Source organism: Streptomyces sp. NPDC029836, assembly GCF_055574495.1.
The window spans coordinates 143,483-158,514 of sequence record NZ_JBVHZI010000009.1; the positions used below are offsets into that span (position 1 = coordinate 143,483).

The 15,032-nt window shown below is 69.4% G+C and carries 10 protein-coding genes; 2 read left to right on the plus strand and 8 right to left on the minus strand.

What is annotated here, in order from left to right; genetic code table 11:
- Positions 1-252: 252 nt before the first annotated feature.
- Positions 253-2,457 carry a discoidin domain-containing protein gene (locus ACZ4XJ_RS25095; RefSeq protein ID WP_468497434.1) on the minus strand — a complete coding sequence of 735 codons (2,205 nt, stop codon included), beginning with the start codon at positions 2,455-2,457 and terminating at the stop codon, positions 253-255.
- 375 nt (positions 2,458-2,832) lie between these two features.
- Here ACZ4XJ_RS25095 and ACZ4XJ_RS25100 point away from each other — a divergent pair, with 375 nt between their 5' ends.
- The gene (locus ACZ4XJ_RS25100; protein ID WP_468497435.1) at positions 2,833-3,852 is read left to right on the plus strand and encodes a LacI family DNA-binding transcriptional regulator; all 1,020 of its coding nucleotides are present in this window, start codon (positions 2,833-2,835) and stop codon (positions 3,850-3,852) included.
- Positions 3,853-4,182: 330 nt separating this feature from the next.
- On the opposite strand, the gene ACZ4XJ_RS25105 is transcribed toward ACZ4XJ_RS25100, so the two are convergent.
- From ACZ4XJ_RS25105 to ACZ4XJ_RS25120, 4 genes are read right to left on the minus strand one after another with little or no spacing between them, the layout of a single operon-like run.
- Positions 4,183-5,538, minus strand: coding sequence for a GH1 family beta-glucosidase (locus ACZ4XJ_RS25105; RefSeq protein ID WP_362876034.1), 1,356 nt, complete (start codon positions 5,536-5,538; stop codon positions 4,183-4,185).
- A 33-nt stretch (positions 5,539-5,571) separates the two neighbouring features.
- Positions 5,572-6,411 (minus strand): carbohydrate ABC transporter permease, encoded by an 840-nt coding sequence (locus ACZ4XJ_RS25110; protein ID WP_362876154.1) that lies wholly within the window; start codon positions 6,409-6,411, stop codon positions 5,572-5,574.
- 31 nt (positions 6,412-6,442) lie between these two features.
- Positions 6,443-7,438 carry a carbohydrate ABC transporter permease gene (locus tag ACZ4XJ_RS25115; protein WP_468497436.1) on the minus strand — a complete coding sequence of 332 codons (996 nt, stop codon included), beginning with the start codon at positions 7,436-7,438 and terminating at the stop codon, positions 6,443-6,445.
- A gap of 13 nt (positions 7,439-7,451) precedes the next feature.
- On the minus strand, positions 7,452-8,768 hold the full coding sequence (locus ACZ4XJ_RS25120; protein ID WP_468497437.1) for an ABC transporter substrate-binding protein: 1,317 nt from the start codon (positions 8,766-8,768) through the stop codon (positions 7,452-7,454).
- Positions 8,769-8,953: 185 nt separating this feature from the next.
- On the opposite strand from ACZ4XJ_RS25120, the gene ACZ4XJ_RS25125 reads away from it, so the two are divergent.
- The gene (locus ACZ4XJ_RS25125; protein WP_362876037.1) at positions 8,954-10,273 is read left to right on the plus strand and encodes an ROK family protein; all 1,320 of its coding nucleotides are present in this window, start codon (positions 8,954-8,956) and stop codon (positions 10,271-10,273) included.
- Positions 10,274-10,702: 429 nt separating this feature from the next.
- Here ACZ4XJ_RS25125 and ACZ4XJ_RS25130 read toward each other — a convergent pair whose 3' ends face one another.
- From ACZ4XJ_RS25130 to ACZ4XJ_RS25140, 3 genes are all read right to left on the minus strand, one after another.
- Positions 10,703-12,763 (minus strand): pectinesterase family protein, encoded by a 2,061-nt coding sequence (locus ACZ4XJ_RS25130; RefSeq protein WP_468497438.1) that lies wholly within the window; start codon positions 12,761-12,763, stop codon positions 10,703-10,705.
- Positions 12,764-13,226: 463 nt separating this feature from the next.
- Entirely contained in the window at positions 13,227-14,081 is an 855-nt protein-coding gene (locus tag ACZ4XJ_RS25135; protein WP_468497439.1) for a hypothetical protein, read from the minus strand.
- Positions 14,078-14,644 carry a SigE family RNA polymerase sigma factor gene (locus ACZ4XJ_RS25140; protein ID WP_468497440.1) on the minus strand — a complete coding sequence of 189 codons (567 nt, stop codon included), beginning with the start codon at positions 14,642-14,644 and terminating at the stop codon, positions 14,078-14,080. The genes ACZ4XJ_RS25135 and ACZ4XJ_RS25140 overlap by 4 nt, the downstream gene beginning before the upstream one ends.
- Positions 14,645-15,032 lie beyond the last annotated feature (388 nt).

Below are 15,032 nucleotides of genomic sequence, written 5' to 3' on the forward strand. Positions count from 1 at the left end.
CACGGCCCTGCCAGGTGCTCGCGCCTCGCCCCGGCCGGGAATGCCGGGCTGGTCGGTGTGGGCTCCGGGCCCCCTGGGCCGGGGCGGGGAGACCGGTTCGCCCGGCCCAGGGGGAGAGCTCGCCTCCGTCGGGTCAGCGGAGGCCGGTCGAGCGGTGGTACCCCCGGGCCTCGGCGGCAGGGCGCAAACCGGGCCCGGGGAGTGCGGCCCGGCTCCGGCGGGTCACCGGAGCCGGTGGGCAGGGACGGCGGCTCAGGGGTACGAGACGACCGTCGAGGGAACCGTCGAGGTGCCGGCCGGGACCGTGGACGCCCCGGTTTGGTTGATGACGTGCTCGTAGTGGCCGTTGCCGCCGAGCGACACGGTCAGGAGGCTGTGGAACTTGACCCCCGGCTTGACGGGAGCCTTGAACCCGTGGTCCTGGATGATCGTCGGATCGACGTTGTAGTTGCTGTAGGAGCCCAGGCCCCAGGCTTCGTGGGTATTGACGGAGTCGTCCACCCGGTAGGCGGCGTAGCCGCGGGTGCTGCCGTTCTGGATGGCGGCCTGGTTGGGGGCGTCGTACGCCTTCTCGTTCTGGTAGAAGACCGTCTTTCCGCGCTCGCCGAACCACTCCACGTCGTACTTGTTGAAGTGCTCGACGAACAGGCCCGTGGCCAGCACGTCGTCACCGTTCACCCGCACCCCGTAGTCGGCGCGGTTGGTCTCCCAGCCCACGCCCTCGCCGTGGTCGGCACGCCACACCCAGGTGTGGTCGACGATGGTGTCGTCGCTGTTGACGACCACGCTGGTCGTCGCCTTGCCGGCGCCCGCCCCGCCGACGCGAATGTAGACGTCCTGCACGGTGGTGGGGTTGGCGGCGTGGTCGGCGGAGGAGTTCTGCGGTCCGAGCTCCAGCAGGGTCGGCGAGTTGACCGGCCCGGCATCGATCAGGAAGCCGGCGAGCCGGACGCCGTCCACGTCGGCGACCTTCATCGCGGTCACCCCGTTGTCCGGGATGATCGTGGCGAGGCCGAGGCCGAGCACGATGGTGTTCGCGCGGTTCACGTTGATGGTCCGGTCGACGTGGTAGACGCCGGGCGTGAACAGCAGGTTCAGGCCCTGGGTCAGCGCCTGGTTGATCGTGGCGGCGGTGGTGCCGGGCTTGACCACGTAGAACTTGCTCAGCGGGACGGACTCGCCCTGCGGCGTGCCGTTGGCCCAGCTGGTTCCGCGGGCATTCGTGCGCTTGGCCGGCGCGAACACTTTGTACTCGTCGCCGTCGAGGTAGAGGTAGGGCTTCTCGCGGGAGACGGGCGTGGTGTCGAGCGTGGTGTAACGGGGCTCGGGGAATCCGTTGGCCGGAGCGCCCTCTACGCCGGAGAAGGTCTGGTTCCACACGCTGTTGGACCAGCCGCCGATGGAGCTGTCCCGGGTGTACCACTGCTGCTGCGAGTAGTTGCCGACCTGGCCGTCGACCTTGGAGTCGGCGATGTAGCCGCCGCTGGCCCAGCCGTAGCCGTTCGGCGCCAGGTTGAGCGCGCCCTTGACGTGCATGCGGCGGAAGGAGGACGCCTGCGAGACCGCCCACCGGTTGGTGCCGCTGACCGGGTTCACGGTCAGACCCTCCGCACCGCGCCAGAAGTTCTGCGTCGCGTTGCCGTTGAACCAGCCCGCATCGACCGTCACGTCACCGTTGATGGTGGTGTCGCCCGGGCGCAGTCCAAGACCGGCGATCTGGGTGTAGAAACCGATCTGGGCGTTGAGGTTGTCGTACGTACCGGGCTTGAGGAGGAAGGCGTGCCGGCCACTGCCGAACTGCGCCGACTCCTGCTCCTGGAAGACCTGGTCCAGCTTGTCCTGGATGCCGGGGGTCGACGGATCCACGACGTGCACGTTCGCGCCGAGGTCGCCGCCGCCCGGCAGGGCCGGGCCAGTGCCTCCGCCACCGGTGCCGAACACCTGGAACTCCCAGAGCGAGTAGCCGTAGCCGGTCGCACGGGTGACGCCCTGCATACGGACGTAGCGGGCGGCCCCGGTGATGTTGACGGTTTCGGTGCCGCCGGGCCCGCTGGTCGTGGAGTAGGCCGTGGTCCAGTCGGTGCCGTTGGTCGACAGCTCGATCCGGTAGGCCTTGGCGTAGGCGGCCTCCCACTGCAGGACGACCTTGCTCAGCTCGGTCGCGGCGCCGAGGTCGACCTGCAGCCACTGGGCGTCGGAGGCGGCGCTGGACCAGCGCGAGCCGTTGTCGCCGTCCACGGCGTCGGCCGCCGGGGTGCCGTAGTGCTCCTGACTGGAAGCCGTCACCGGCTTCCCCTGCGAGAGCAGCGCCGGCTCGGCCGAGGCCGCAGGGGACGACGGTGCCAGCGCGAGCAGAGTGCCGAAGAGCGCGGTCGTGACCACCCCGGCGATCCCCCTCCGGGTGGACACGGGACGTCGTCTGCGTGGCGACGCGTCGACAGGTATGCCAGTAGGCATTGATGCTCCTTAACGAACCTGAAACGGGAGAGCGCTCTCCAGACCTTGCCCGTAACGCAATCGACCGGTCAAGGTGCTTGCCGCCTTTTCTTTAGTCTTTCATTAAGTTCCGAGGCCGGAGGGGGTGAGTACGCGGGGCGCAAGCGGCGGATCGTCCGAAGCTCGAGTGGTCAGCGCGCGCGAATCCCTCACATCCCGTCATAATTCTTTTACGGAGCGCGAGTTCGGGGCTGAGGTGGGCTCTGCGGACGTATGCGCGTGATCCCGTACGGCGGGCTGCCGGACACCTGCTCCCGAGGCCCGGGGCGGGGCTGGGGTCGGCGTGCTTCGTGGGACCGGGCCGCCGCGACGGGGCGGCGCGTTAGGGTTCTGGGTATGAGCAGATGGGGCCCAACGCTGGAGGACGTGGCGCGCACGGCGGGGGTGTCCCGGGCAACGGTGTCGCGGGTGGTCAACGGGACGCGCAATGTGGATCCCGACATCCAGGAACTCGTCCGTCGCGCTGTCGAGCAGACGGGGTACAGGCCCAACCGGGCAGCCCGGTCCCTGGTGACCCGGCGGACGGAGACGGTTGCGCTGATCATCTCCGGCGCCGGGGACACCTTCGCCTCGCGCGTCTTCGCCGACCCGTTCTTCGGACGGGTGGTCAGCGGGGCCATGGGGTACCTGCGGGCGCACGCGATGCACCCGGTCATCCTGGTCGCCGAGTCCGGGACCGCCAGGGAACAGGCGGTGGAATACCTGGGCCAGGGCGCGGCTGATGGCGCGCTGGTGGTGTCGATCCAGGCCGGCGATCCCCTGCCCGCGATGCTCGTCGCCGCACGGATCCCCGTGGTGCTCTTCGCCCGTCCTGACCCCGAGCAGGCAGTCAGCTACGTCGATCTCGCCCACGCTGACGGCGGTAGGCTGGCCGCCGAGCACCTCCTGGCCCGCGGCTGCCGGCGGATCGCGATGATCTCCGCTCCCCAGTCGATCCCGGCGGCCAAGGACCGGCTCGACGGGTTTTGTGTGGCTCTGGCCTCGGCCGGGATCACCGAGGTTCCGGTGGCCGAGGGAACCTTCACGGTGGATAGCGGCGCGGCGGCCATGGCCCAGCTGTTGATCCAGCATCCGGACGTGGACGCGGTGTTCGCCGCGAACGACCTGATGGCCCAGGGCGCTTGTCAGGTCCTGCGCGAACAGGGCAAGCGGGTACCAGAGGACGTCGCCGTCATCGGGTTCGACGACTCGAGCGTAGCTGCGACGTGCCGCCCCGCCCTGACCACGGTCCGCCAGCCCGTCGAGAGAATGGCCGCGGAGATGGCACGCCTCTTGGCGGAGCACATCCAGCGCCCACGCACGGAACCCGCCTCTATCGTCTTCGAGGCCGAACTGGTGATACGCGACTCGGCCTGAACCGTTTCGCTTGGCGAAGCAGGGTGCCTGCCCGGTACCGCACGCTTGGCGAAGCAAGGTCCCACTTGAATGGTGGACCTGCGGGAAGGCCTCCTCGGCGGGCAGGGGCCGCCGAGTACCACCGCTTCGAGCACCCGGACTACGGCGGCCACGAGTCGGCGCGCAACAACCCGAAGTGGCGCCCCTGAACAGGTCGACGGGGCCGCCCCGTGGTGCCCCGGGGAAAAGGCCGGACGCTCGGCCGGGTGTCCCGGCCGAGCGTTCCGCGTGGGTGAGGATCGCCGACCGCGCCTCGACGGCGAAAGCCGATCGGGACCGGCTCGGCGCCGGTTACGCGTGGAGTTCGCGGTGGCTGCGGAGGATGTCCGCGTAGCGACCGCCGCTGGTCTTCACGGTGCGCTGCTGGGTCGCGTAGTCGACGTGTACGAGGCCGAAGCGCTTGTCGTAGCCGTAGGCCCACTCGAAGTTGTCCAGCAGGGACCAGGCGTAATAGCCGGCCAGCGGAGCGCCCTGGCGCACGGCGCGGGCACAGGCCGCAAGGTGCTGCTCGAGGTAGGCGGTGCGCTCGGGGTCGTCGACCGCCCCGTCGGGTCCGACGGTGTCGGGGAACGCGGAGCCGTTCTCGGTGACGTAGAGCTTGCGCACGCCATAGTCGTTGGTGAGGCGCAGCAGCAGGGACTCGATGCCGCCCGCGTCGATCTGCCAGTCCAGGCCCGTGCGCGGTACGTCCGGGAGGCGGACTTCGCGGGCGAAGGGGACCGGGCCGGTGGCGTCGTTGGCGACGGTGGCGGGGAAGTAGTAGTTGAGGCCGTGCCAGTCGAGGGGGGCGGCGATGGTGTCGAGGTCGCCGGGGCGCTCGGGCAGCTCCACGCCGTACAGGGCCCGCATGTCGGCGGGGAAGCCGCGACCGTATACGGGGTCGAGCCACCAGCGGTTGGTGTGTCCGTCCATGCGGGCCGCGGCGGCGACATCCTCGGGGTGGTTCGTGGCGGGCACCACCGTGGAGTGGTTGGTGACGAGGCCGATCTGCGCGCCGGGGGCTGCGGCACGGAGGGCCTGGGTGGCCAGGCCGTGGCCCAGCAGGAGGTGGTAGGAGGCGCGGACGGCGGCGGTCAGGTCGGTCAGGCCGGGAGCCATGCGTCCTTCGAGGTGGCCGATCCAGCCCGAGCAGAGCGGTTCGTTGAGGGTGGCCCACTGGGTGACGCGGTCGCCGAGCCGTTCCGCGACCGCGGTGGTGTAGGTGGCGAGGTGTTCGGCGGTCTCGCGGACGGTCCAGCCGCCGCGGTCCTGCAGGGCCTGGGGGAGGTCCCAGTGGTAGAGCGTCACCGAGGGGGTGATGCCGGCTTCCAGGAGCCCGTCGATCACCTTGTCGTAGAAGTCGAGGCCACGGGCGTTGACCGGCCCGGAGCCGTCGGGGACGATGCGGGGCCAGGCGATCGACATGCGGTAGGCGTCGGTGCCGAGCTCTTTCATGAGGGCGATGTCCTGCGGCCAGCGGTGGTAGTGGTCGCAGGCCTCGTCACCGGTGTCGTCGTTGTCGACCTTGCCGGGGGTGTGGGAGAACGTGTCCCAGATGGAGGGGCCGCGACCGTCCTCCTTGACGGCTCCCTCGATCTGGTAGGCGGAGGTGGCCGTGCCCCAGGCGAAGTCCTGGGGGAAGGCGCCGAGGTCTATGGAATCGGACACAGCGAACCTTTCGAAGATCAATGGAAGGTGGGGCTACTTGACGGCGCCGGCGGTCAGCCCGGTGACGAGGTAGCGCTGGAGGAGGAGGAAGCCGCCGACCACGGGCAGGCTCACGACGAGCGAGGCGGCCATGACCTGGTTCCAGTACACGTCGTTCTGGGTCGAGTAGCCCTGCAGGCCCACCGCGAGCGTGCGGGTGGCGTCGTTGGTCATGACCGAGGCGAACAGCACTTCACCCCAGGCCGTCATGAAGGCGTAGACGGCGACGGCGACGATGCCGGGTATCGCGGCGGGCACGATGACGCGGAAGAGCGCGCCGATCGGACCGCAGCCGTCGACCTTCGCGGCCTCGTCGAGGTCCCTGGGGACCGAGTCGAAGTACCCGATCAGCATCCAGATCGAGAACGGCAGCGAGAACGTCAGGTAGGTGAGGATCAGGCCGACGCGTGAGCCGAAGAGCGCGATCCCGGTGACGTTGCCGATGTTGACGTAGATGAGGAACAGCGGCAGCAGGAACAGGATGCCGGGGAACATCTGCGTCGACAGCACCGTGACGGTGAAGACGCGCTTGCCGCGGAAGGAGTAGCGGCTGACGGCGTAGGCCGCGAAGATCGCGATGACGACGGAGAAGACGGTCGCCGCCCCGGCCACGATCAGCGAGTTCATGAAGTAGTCCCCGAGGGGAACGGTCTTCCAGATGTCGAAGTACGGCTGGACGGTCAAGCCCGAGGGGATCCACTGGAACTTCCCCGACACGTCCTGCAGCGGCTTCAGCGAACTGGAGATCATGACGTACACCGGCAGGAGGACGAAACCGGTGAGGAGCGTCAGGAACACCAGCCGGCTCACGAGGAACGACTTGGGGGGCGCCATCGGCGACCGGGACTGCACCACCTGACTGTGCTCAGGCATCGGTGGCGCTCCTTCCTCGAGAGGTGAACAGGAGGTAGAGGCCGGTTACCACGAGCAGGAACACCAGCAGCAGGACGGACATCGCGGAACCGGTACCGAAGTTCCAGGTCTGGAACGAGGACTGGTAGATGTGGATGGAGATGAGGTCGGCAGCCGCCGGCGCCGATTTTCCGAACAGGACGAACGGTGTGTTGAAGTCGTTGAACGTCCACAGGAACAGCACCAGGATCAGGACCTGGTTGACCGGGCGCAGCGAGGGGAGCGTGATGCGGCGGATCTGCTGCCAGACGCCCGCCCCGTCCAGGGCCGCGGCCTCGTAGATCTCGCGGGGGATGTTCTGCAGGCCGGCCATCATGATGAGGAAGGCGAAGGGCCAGCCCTTCCAGACCGAGACGACCAGCAGCGTGATGAAGGCGTTGTCGCCGATGAGCCAGAACGGCGGGCTGTCGGTGAGCCCTAGCTGGTCGTGGATGACGTGGTTCACCAGGCCGTTGTCGTGCTGGAACATGAAGGCCCAGGTGATGACGGCGGCGTAGACGGGCAGCGCGTACGGCACCAGGAGGACGGTGCGCAGGATGCCCCGGCCCTTGAACGTCTCCTGCATGAAGACCGCGGCCGCCGTGCCGATCAGCCAGCACAGGCCCACGGAGAAGACGGTGAACAGGCACGTGGTGAGGAAGGAGCTCAGCAGTGCCTCGCCGACAGGTGCGTCGAAGTCGACGGTCAGGGAGTAGTTGTCCAGGCCGGCCCAGGGCGCACTGCCCCAGTCGCGGAGGTAGAACTGGGTGAGCTCCTTGAAGCTGACCACGATGCCGATGAGCATCGGGATCAGATGGACCAGGAGCTCGAGGACGAGCGCGGGGAGCAGGAGCAGGTACGGAAGGGAGATGCGGCGGAGCCGCCCGGAGCGGCGCGTGCGGGGCGCCGCTCCGGGGTGGTTCTTCCGTACCGTCCGCTTGCCCGAACGAGGGGGGGCGGTGGTGGTCATGAGGTATCCGTGCCTACTTCTTGGGCATCTGCTGCTGGGCCTTCTCGAGCTTGGCCTTCACCGACTCCGGCGTCACCGGCCGGCCGGCGGCCGCGTCGGCGAAGAGCTCCTTGACCGCGGTGCCCACGACCGTCTCGAACTGCGACTCCTCGGGGACCTGCGGGAGGGCGGCGGCGCTCTTGGACAGGGTGTCCCGCAGGACGGTGAGACCGGGGGTGTTGAACGCCGGGTCGGACTGGGCGGACTTCACCGGCGGGATGGAGCCGTAGGCCTTGTTGAGGATCTTCTGCTCCTCGTCACCGGTCATGAAGTTCACGAACTTCGTGGCGCCGTCGATGTTCTTGGTGTTCTTGAAGACGGCCATGTTGATGCCGGCGACCATGGAGTTGGTGGAGGTGCCCTGACCCGGCGTGCCGGACTGCACGGGCGCGGGGACCACGCCCCACTCGTCCTCCTTCATGCCCTGCGCGGCGAAGGTGGCCGACGCGGTCTGCCACAGCACCATGGCGGTCTTGCCCTTGGCGAAGTCGCTCAGCGACTGGTTCTGGGAGTACTCGGCGTTGCCCTTGGCGACGATCTGCGCGTCGGCCATCAGGTCGACGTACTGCTTCACGGCCTTGACCGCACCGTCCGAGGTGAAGTCGGCCTTGCCGTCCGCGGTGAAGAAGTCCGCGCCGTGCTGCTTGCCCAGGACGAAGACCTGGTGGATGTTGTTCGACAGGTTGGAGCCCTCGACACCGAAGCCGGCCTTGCCGTCCTTGGTCAGCTGCTTGCCGGTCGCGATCAGCTCGTCCCAGGTGGCCGGCGCCTTGGTGACGCCCGCGTCGGCGAACGCCTTCTTGTTGTAGTAGAGCGCGTACGACATGGAGTACAGCGGGACGGCCGCCGGATCCTGCCCCTGGACGCCGGTGGAGCCCAGCGCCGACTCCACGAAGCGGTCCTTGCCGCCGATCTTCTCGAAGTTCTTGCTGTCCCACGGGAGGAGCGCGCCACTGGCCTGCAGCGAAGCGCTCCAGGTGTTTCCGATGTTCAGGACGTCGGGGCCCTGTCCGGAGGTGGTCGCGGTCAGGATGCGGTTGAGGAGGTCGCCCCACGGCACGACTTCCAGCTTGACCTTGATGCCCGTCTGCTTCTCGAACTTGTCGAGCTCCGGCTGGAGGACCTGCTTGTCGACCTCCAGGCTCGATCCCTGGTTGGAGGCCCAATAGGTCAACGTCTTCGGCTGCTCGTTGGACCCGCTCCCGCTGGTGGAGCCGCCGCCACAGGCGGCCGCTCCGAGGACGAGGGAGAGGGTGACGGCGCCGACCGCTGCGACTCTGATTCTGCGCATGGCTCCATGGGCCTTTCAGGAAGGAACGGGGATGCCGGCTGTGGGGTGGGGAGCGGACGTTCCGCGGTTCGCCCTCAAAACCACATGGCTTAATTTAGGATGTGAGTTAAACCTCAAGCGAAGGGCTCGTCAAGAGCGTCAACGCAGGTATCTTGCAGTTATGGGTATCGACGACAGGGGACAGAGTGCGAGTACGTAGCGGCCGAACAGTGCGTGACCTGCGGCGGGAGAACCGAACCGCTGTCCTGCAACGGTTGTATTTCGACGGTCCTCTGAGTCGCTTCTCGCTGGGTCCCGCCACGGGACTGAGCTCCGGATCGATCAGCAACGTGGTCGCGGAACTGGTCGGCGAGGGCCTGGTGGAGGAAGCCGGGAGCGTGGAGTCGGCCGGCGGGCGACCCAGGACCCTGCTCCGGATCAACCCGACCAGCGGCTACATGATCGGCGTCGATGTCGGCGAAACCCGGATCCGCATCGAGCTCTTCGACCTGACCCTGACCGAGCTCGCACGCGTCGAGCGCCCCCTGGAGGCGGCCGGGCCCCGCCGCATCGACCGCTACGACGTCGCCGTCGTCGTACGGCACCTGCGCGAGAGCATCGCCGAGGTGCTGCACAGGACCGGCATCGCCCCCGAGCGGCTGCTCGGCGTCGGCATCGGTGTTCCCGGCATCGTCGCCAGAACCGCGGACGGCGCCGTCGTCCACGGCCAGACCATCGGCTGGGACGCCGTCCCCCTGGAGCAAATGCTGCGCGACTCGCACCTGTTGCCCGAGACCGTCCCGTACTACATCGACAACGGGGCCAAGACCCTCGGCCAGGCCGAAATGTGGTTCGGCGCCGGCCGCGGGGCGCGCAATGCGGTCGTCGTGCTCTTCGGCTCAGGTGTCGGAGCCTGCGTGGTCAGCGAGGACACGCGCACCGGCCGCGCCATCGAGTGGGGCCACCTGACCGTGCGCGTGCGCGGGCGCCGCTGCCGCTGCGGAGCGCAGGGCTGCCTGGAGGCATACGCGGGGGCCGAGGCGCTCCTGGAACGCTGGGCCGAGGAAGGCGGGCGCCCGCCGGCCGACACCGACGAGGAGACCGCCCTGACGGCGATGCTCGCCGCCGCCTACCCGACGCCAAACCCCGACGGCAACACCCCGGGCGCCGACACGACGGCACTGGCCGTCCTGGAGGAGACCGCCGAGTACCTCGGCGCGGGATTCTCCGACCTGATCAACCTCTTCCAGCCCGAACGCATCCTCGTCGGCGGCTGGGCCGGCCTGCAGCTCGGAACCCGCTTCCTGGACTCCGTACGGTCCTACGCCACCTCCTACGCCCTGTCCTACCCGGCCGCCAACGTCCGCATCGACCTCGGAACCTTCGGCCCCGACGCCGTCACCGTCGGCGCGGGAATCCTGCCCCTCGCCGACTTCTTCGCCCACGGCGGCCACCGCACGGAACCAGAACGCGAGGAGCTGCTCCCGGCCTGGCGAACCACCCTGCAGGAGCGCACGGCGCACTGAACCACCGGCCCACCCCGCAGCGCGCGAGGTGGGCCGACCAGCGCGAGCGAAACCACCTCTCCAAAGGTGCGAGCCCGTCCCCGGCCGGCGACACCCGACGCCCCGCCCGGTCGAAGACGTACAACTGCCCACCAGGGCCTGGTGCCCCTGGTACTCGACGTGCTCGACGATCGGTCACAAGTCCTCGATGGAGGAACCGCGCCGGGGGACGGACCAGCGAGGGCCGGCCGATCGCGTGGGTGGGCAGCGCACCCGCTGACCGGTGACGCTGTGAGCCGGCAGGCAGGACCCCGAGGGCGCTGGAGCGTCTCTGGGCACCGGCCCGCGTCCTGAAACTCCCGCAGTGACGGCGGATGCGGCCGCCTCGGGCCCGTCCGCGGATCCGGGTCCCGGGAGCTGCGCGACCCCCGGCCCCCTTCTCCCGCCGATCTACGGGGTCCAGCCGCCCAGCCAGTGCGCGACCTCGTGGGATGCGGCCTGGGCGTCGGTCAGGTGGGGCCGCTCGGTGCCCTTCGGACCGGCGCCCGGGCCGGTGTTCATGTACTCGGCGAAGCGGTCGTCCTTCCAGGCGAAGCCGCCCATGTCGGTCCAGGGCGTGCCCTTGATCGCGGCGCTGAGGTGGGAGTTGCGGATGGTGGCCTGGGGGTCGGTCGCCTTGTCGCCACCGGGATGCCAGTTCCGGCCGAGGTGGAAGGAGGACGCGGCCACATCGCCGTTGACCGTGGAGCGGTTGATGAGGATGCCGTTGCGGCCCGCCGGGGTGCTCGGGGCGGTGATGTAGCCGGCCGAGGTACCGTTCCAGCGCTTCTTGAGGGTGATGACCGACTGGTCGATCACCGCGGTGGCACGGCCGAAGATGAAGTCGACGTTGCCGACGACGTAGGAGTTGGTGACGTAGACGCGGCCGGGCTTGTCCGGCGCCGCGGTTTCCATCTCCAGGGTGTCCTGGTCGCCGGTGACGATGACGCCGTCCAGCACGATTCTGTCCGCAGCCGTGAGCAGGGCGACTGCCTGGTGACCGTTCAGGGCCTGGTTCGCGGCCTCGTCGAAGTCGTTGGAGACGCTGAGGTTGCGGAGCTGGGAGTCGTCCGACCGGACGGCGACCGTGGCGCTACCCGGTGTGCCGTACGCGCCCGAACCGTCCGGCTTCCGCGTGCCGGCCGCGTTGCCGTACACGATCACCGTGTCCTTGCGGCTCGCGCCCGAGCCCTGGATGGTGATGTGCGGCTTGCTCGCCGGAACGTCCACCGTCTCGCGGTACGTACCCGGTTTGACCGAGATGACCACGCGGGAGGGATTGCCGACGGGTACGGCGTCCACCGCGGCCTGGACCGTCTTGTACGTGCCGGATCCGTCCTTGGCCACGGTCAGGGTTGTCGCGGCCGCGGCGGAGGGGGTGGCCGCCAACCTGCCGATGGCGGGGCGGGGGCCGGCGCCGGACTTCACCTTCGAGGGGACGTCGGCGGCCGCGTCGAGGGTGTAGCGGTAGTAGGTCGTGGGGTCGAAGGCCGTGCCGCCGCTCTCGTTGCGGCCGGTGGTGTCCACGAAGACATTGCCGCGCTGCACGAGAGCGGCCGTGCCGTCCTTGATGACCGGGTTGTTCATCCCCTCGAAGTAGCTGTTCTCCAGCACCATCTTCGTCCCGCCGCGCGCGTAGTTGCCGTAGGAGGAGGTGATGGACGAGTCCGGGTCGTCCTGCAGGAAGTTGTTGTAGAGGTGGGCGTGTGCCACGTTGTCCGTCGACGGGTTGCGCTGCTCGGTCTCGTGGAACCAGTTGTGGTGGATCGTGATGTCGGCGGTGACGTGGTCGGTCCAGCCGATGCCGAAGGCCTTGTTCTCGTTCTTCAGCTGGTTCCAGGACACCGTCACGTATGTGGTGTCCTTGCGGCTGTCGATCAGTCCGTCGGCCATGTTCCGCAGGTTGTTGTGGTCGATCCACACGTGGTGGGCGCCGTCCATCTGGATGGCGTCCCAGTCGTGGTCCTTGTCGTTCCAGGTGCCGGCGTAGGAGTCACGGATCGTCAGGTTCCTGATGATCACGTTGTGGACCCCCTGGCCGAGGAAGAACCCTCCGCCGACGATGTGTCCCGAGGTGCCCGCGCCGACGATGGTCTTGTCCGAGGCGACCTTGATCTCCTTGCCCTTGGGGTTCATGGTGATCGTGCCCGCCACGACGATGACGTACGGCTGCGGGGCGGTCGCGTACTTCTCCAGGTCGGCCAGGGTCTTCACGGTGACGATCGCACCGTCCCGGCCGCCGTAGGTGCCCTTCTGTCCCAGCGCGTTGACCGAGGCGAAGCCGTCCGCGACCTCACGGGCCCAGGCCGGGCCCGTTGTGGCGGCCGCGGCCTTCGGCCGGGCGTCCTCGCCGAACACTCCGAAGGCTCCGCCGTACGACATGCCCACTGCGGTGGCCGTGGCCAACGGGATGCCGACAGTCAGGCCGAGTCTGCGCCTGCGGTGCCGTGCCTTGGGCTGCGTGGTTTTCATCGTTCACTGTCCTTGGGAGGATGGTTGTGGGGCGTACACCTGCCAGTTGCCACCGCGGGCGGAAAGGTTGCCGCCCGATTCCGGGGCACGACGCCCGTTCCGCCCGCCCGGTGCCCGCACCAACAGCCGCTCCACGTTCCGGGTCCGCCGCTGGGCGGTCCCGTACTCTCCTTCCGATCCGCTGCCCTTGCAGAGAGCCGCGCCTGAAGGGCCTCTTCGCAGCCCGCCCCTGACCGCCCCATGGACCCTGTGCCCCACGACCACGACCCGGACAAGGCCGGGGAGTGGCTGGAGGACTGGACGGACAGCACTCGCCGGTCCCGTGTGGGTGACCCCCGTACCCCGTGGGCCGGAGGCCGGCCCACCATCGGTGAGGCCGACTGGGGTCTGTACGTTCCCGTGCCCCACACCCCGGCGACCGGGATGGTCCTGGCGAAGGCCCGCTACCGGCGGCGCGGGATGCTCACTTGGGGGCGAAGTCGCCCGAGACGGCGAGCTGTTCGCTCCGCGTACGGGCGGTGGCCGCGTAGCGGTCGTCCCGGGCGTCCCGGCCGCCGGCGGCGTGGTTGTACTGCCCGGCGAACACCCACTGGCCGGCAGGGACCGTACGACCCTGCTTGAGCACCCAGGTGTGGACGAGGTAACCGGCCTTCTCGGCGATCGTCAGCGTGAAGTCGGCCTCGGGCAGCGACCGCCACGCACCGGTGGAGGTGACCTGGCCGGTCTGAGCGATCCGCAACTCTACGGTCAGCGCGGTCAGTTCCTCGCGCGTCTTGAGGGTGACGTTGCTCTGTGCCCAGAAGTCGTTGCTGTGCGGGTCCACGGAGCCGTCCGACCACAGCGGCCCGTCCTGCTCACCGGCGGCCGGCGCGCCGGCATCGGGCGTACGCGGCGGGGAGACGTCCGGCTCGCGGGGCTCGCGGGAGGCGCTCGGTGTCGGGTCCGCGGGCGCCGGATCCACGGGCGTCGGGCCCACCGGTGAGGGAACCCGGCGCGTCGCCTCGGTCGACGGGGTGGGCGTGGAGGTGGGGGCGGGCAGCGGCGGGACCGCGACCGTCTGCCGCGGAGGTTTGTCGTTCACCAGGGAGGCCACGCCGTAGCCGCCCGTGGCGAGGATCCCCGCGACCGCCGCGGTGACGCCGACCGCGCGCAACCAGCCGAACCGTGGAGGGCGTGCCGCACGCAAACGGGGCAGGTCCTCCTGTGCCATGCCGCGTTCGATCCGTGCCAGGATCCGCGCGCGGTCGGGCCGGTGCGCCCCGGCCGCCTCGTGCAGCCGGGCGCGCAGCTCGTCGTCCCCGTCCCCCCGCATCCTCATCGGTCCCTTCCTCCGGCCGTCCCGGTACGCGCCATCGCCGCGTGCACCTTACGCGGAGCGTCCTGCGTGCCGAGCAGCCGCTGCAGCTCGGCCATCCCCTTCGAGGTCTGGCTCTTCACCGTACCGACCGACACGCCCAGGGCCAGCGCGGTGTCCTTCTCGGACAGGTCGAACGCATGGCGCAGCACGACACACGCCCGCTTCCGGAACGGCAGCCTGCGCAGCGCCCCTCGGACGTCGACCACCCCGGCCACGTCCGGATTCTCCGTCTTCTCCTCCCGCTGCGCCCAGAACAGCGCGACGCGCCGCCGCTCGCGCACCGCGCTGCGTATCCGCGCCCGGGCCATGTTGGCGACCACGCCCCGCGCGTACGCCACCGGCTGCCCGCTCGCCCGCACCCGGTCCCAGCGGTGCCACAGCGCGAGCAGCGCATCCGCGGCCAGGTCGTCGGCGGCATCGGCCTCGCCGGTCAACAAGTGCGCGAGCCGGGCCAGTTCGGCGTGGTGCCGCTCGAAGAAGGCATGGAACTCCACGGAAGCGGCGTCATCGACAATTGTGGCCACGGGCGATGTCTCCTCCTCGCAGCGACCTCGGGGCCCCGGAACCGAGCGCCTGTGCCTGTCATGTGTGCGACATATGAATGTCCGAACGAGATCCGCAAGAGTAGCAGTGAGCAAGCGCTTGCTCTGCCACGTCTGTTACCCGACGGCACTCCCGGTCCCGGCCGGCGGGCAGAGGTCCCAGCACGGGCGCACAGGGGGCGCCCGCAGCCGTCGAGACGATCGGCTGAATCGATGCGGCGACCGGACCGGAACCGTGGGGCGTCCTGGACGCGCAGACAAAGCCAGAGGTAGCCACCTACGCCGGCTGACCTCCACCCGCCTCTGTAGGGCTCGGGCGGGCGGGATGTGTACTCGTGACCTCTTGGTCCCGAAGGAGGTTCGGTTACGG

What these genes read in the sequence shown, in the direction of transcription:
- ACZ4XJ_RS25135 (WP_468497439.1), bottom strand. Translation starts at nt 14,081, where the DNA reads ATGAGGATGCGGGGGGACGGGGACGACGAGCTGCGCGCCCGGCTGCAC.
- ACZ4XJ_RS25110 (WP_362876154.1), bottom strand. Translation starts at nt 6,411, where the DNA reads ATGGCGCCCCCCAAGTCGTTCCTCGTGAGCCGGCTGGTGTTCCTGACG.
- ACZ4XJ_RS25120 (WP_468497437.1), bottom strand. Translation starts at nt 8,768, where the DNA reads ATGCGCAGAATCAGAGTCGCAGCGGTCGGCGCCGTCACCCTCTCCCTC.
- ACZ4XJ_RS25115 (WP_468497436.1), bottom strand. Translation starts at nt 7,438, where the DNA reads ATGACCACCACCGCCCCCCCTCGTTCGGGCAAGCGGACGGTACGGAAG.
- ACZ4XJ_RS25100 (WP_468497435.1), top strand. Translation starts at nt 2,833, where the DNA reads ATGAGCAGATGGGGCCCAACGCTGGAGGACGTGGCGCGCACGGCGGGG.
- ACZ4XJ_RS25095 (WP_468497434.1), bottom strand. Translation starts at nt 2,457, where the DNA reads ATGCCTACTGGCATACCTGTCGACGCGTCGCCACGCAGACGACGTCCC.
- ACZ4XJ_RS25130 (WP_468497438.1), bottom strand. Translation starts at nt 12,763, where the DNA reads ATGAAAACCACGCAGCCCAAGGCACGGCACCGCAGGCGCAGACTCGGC.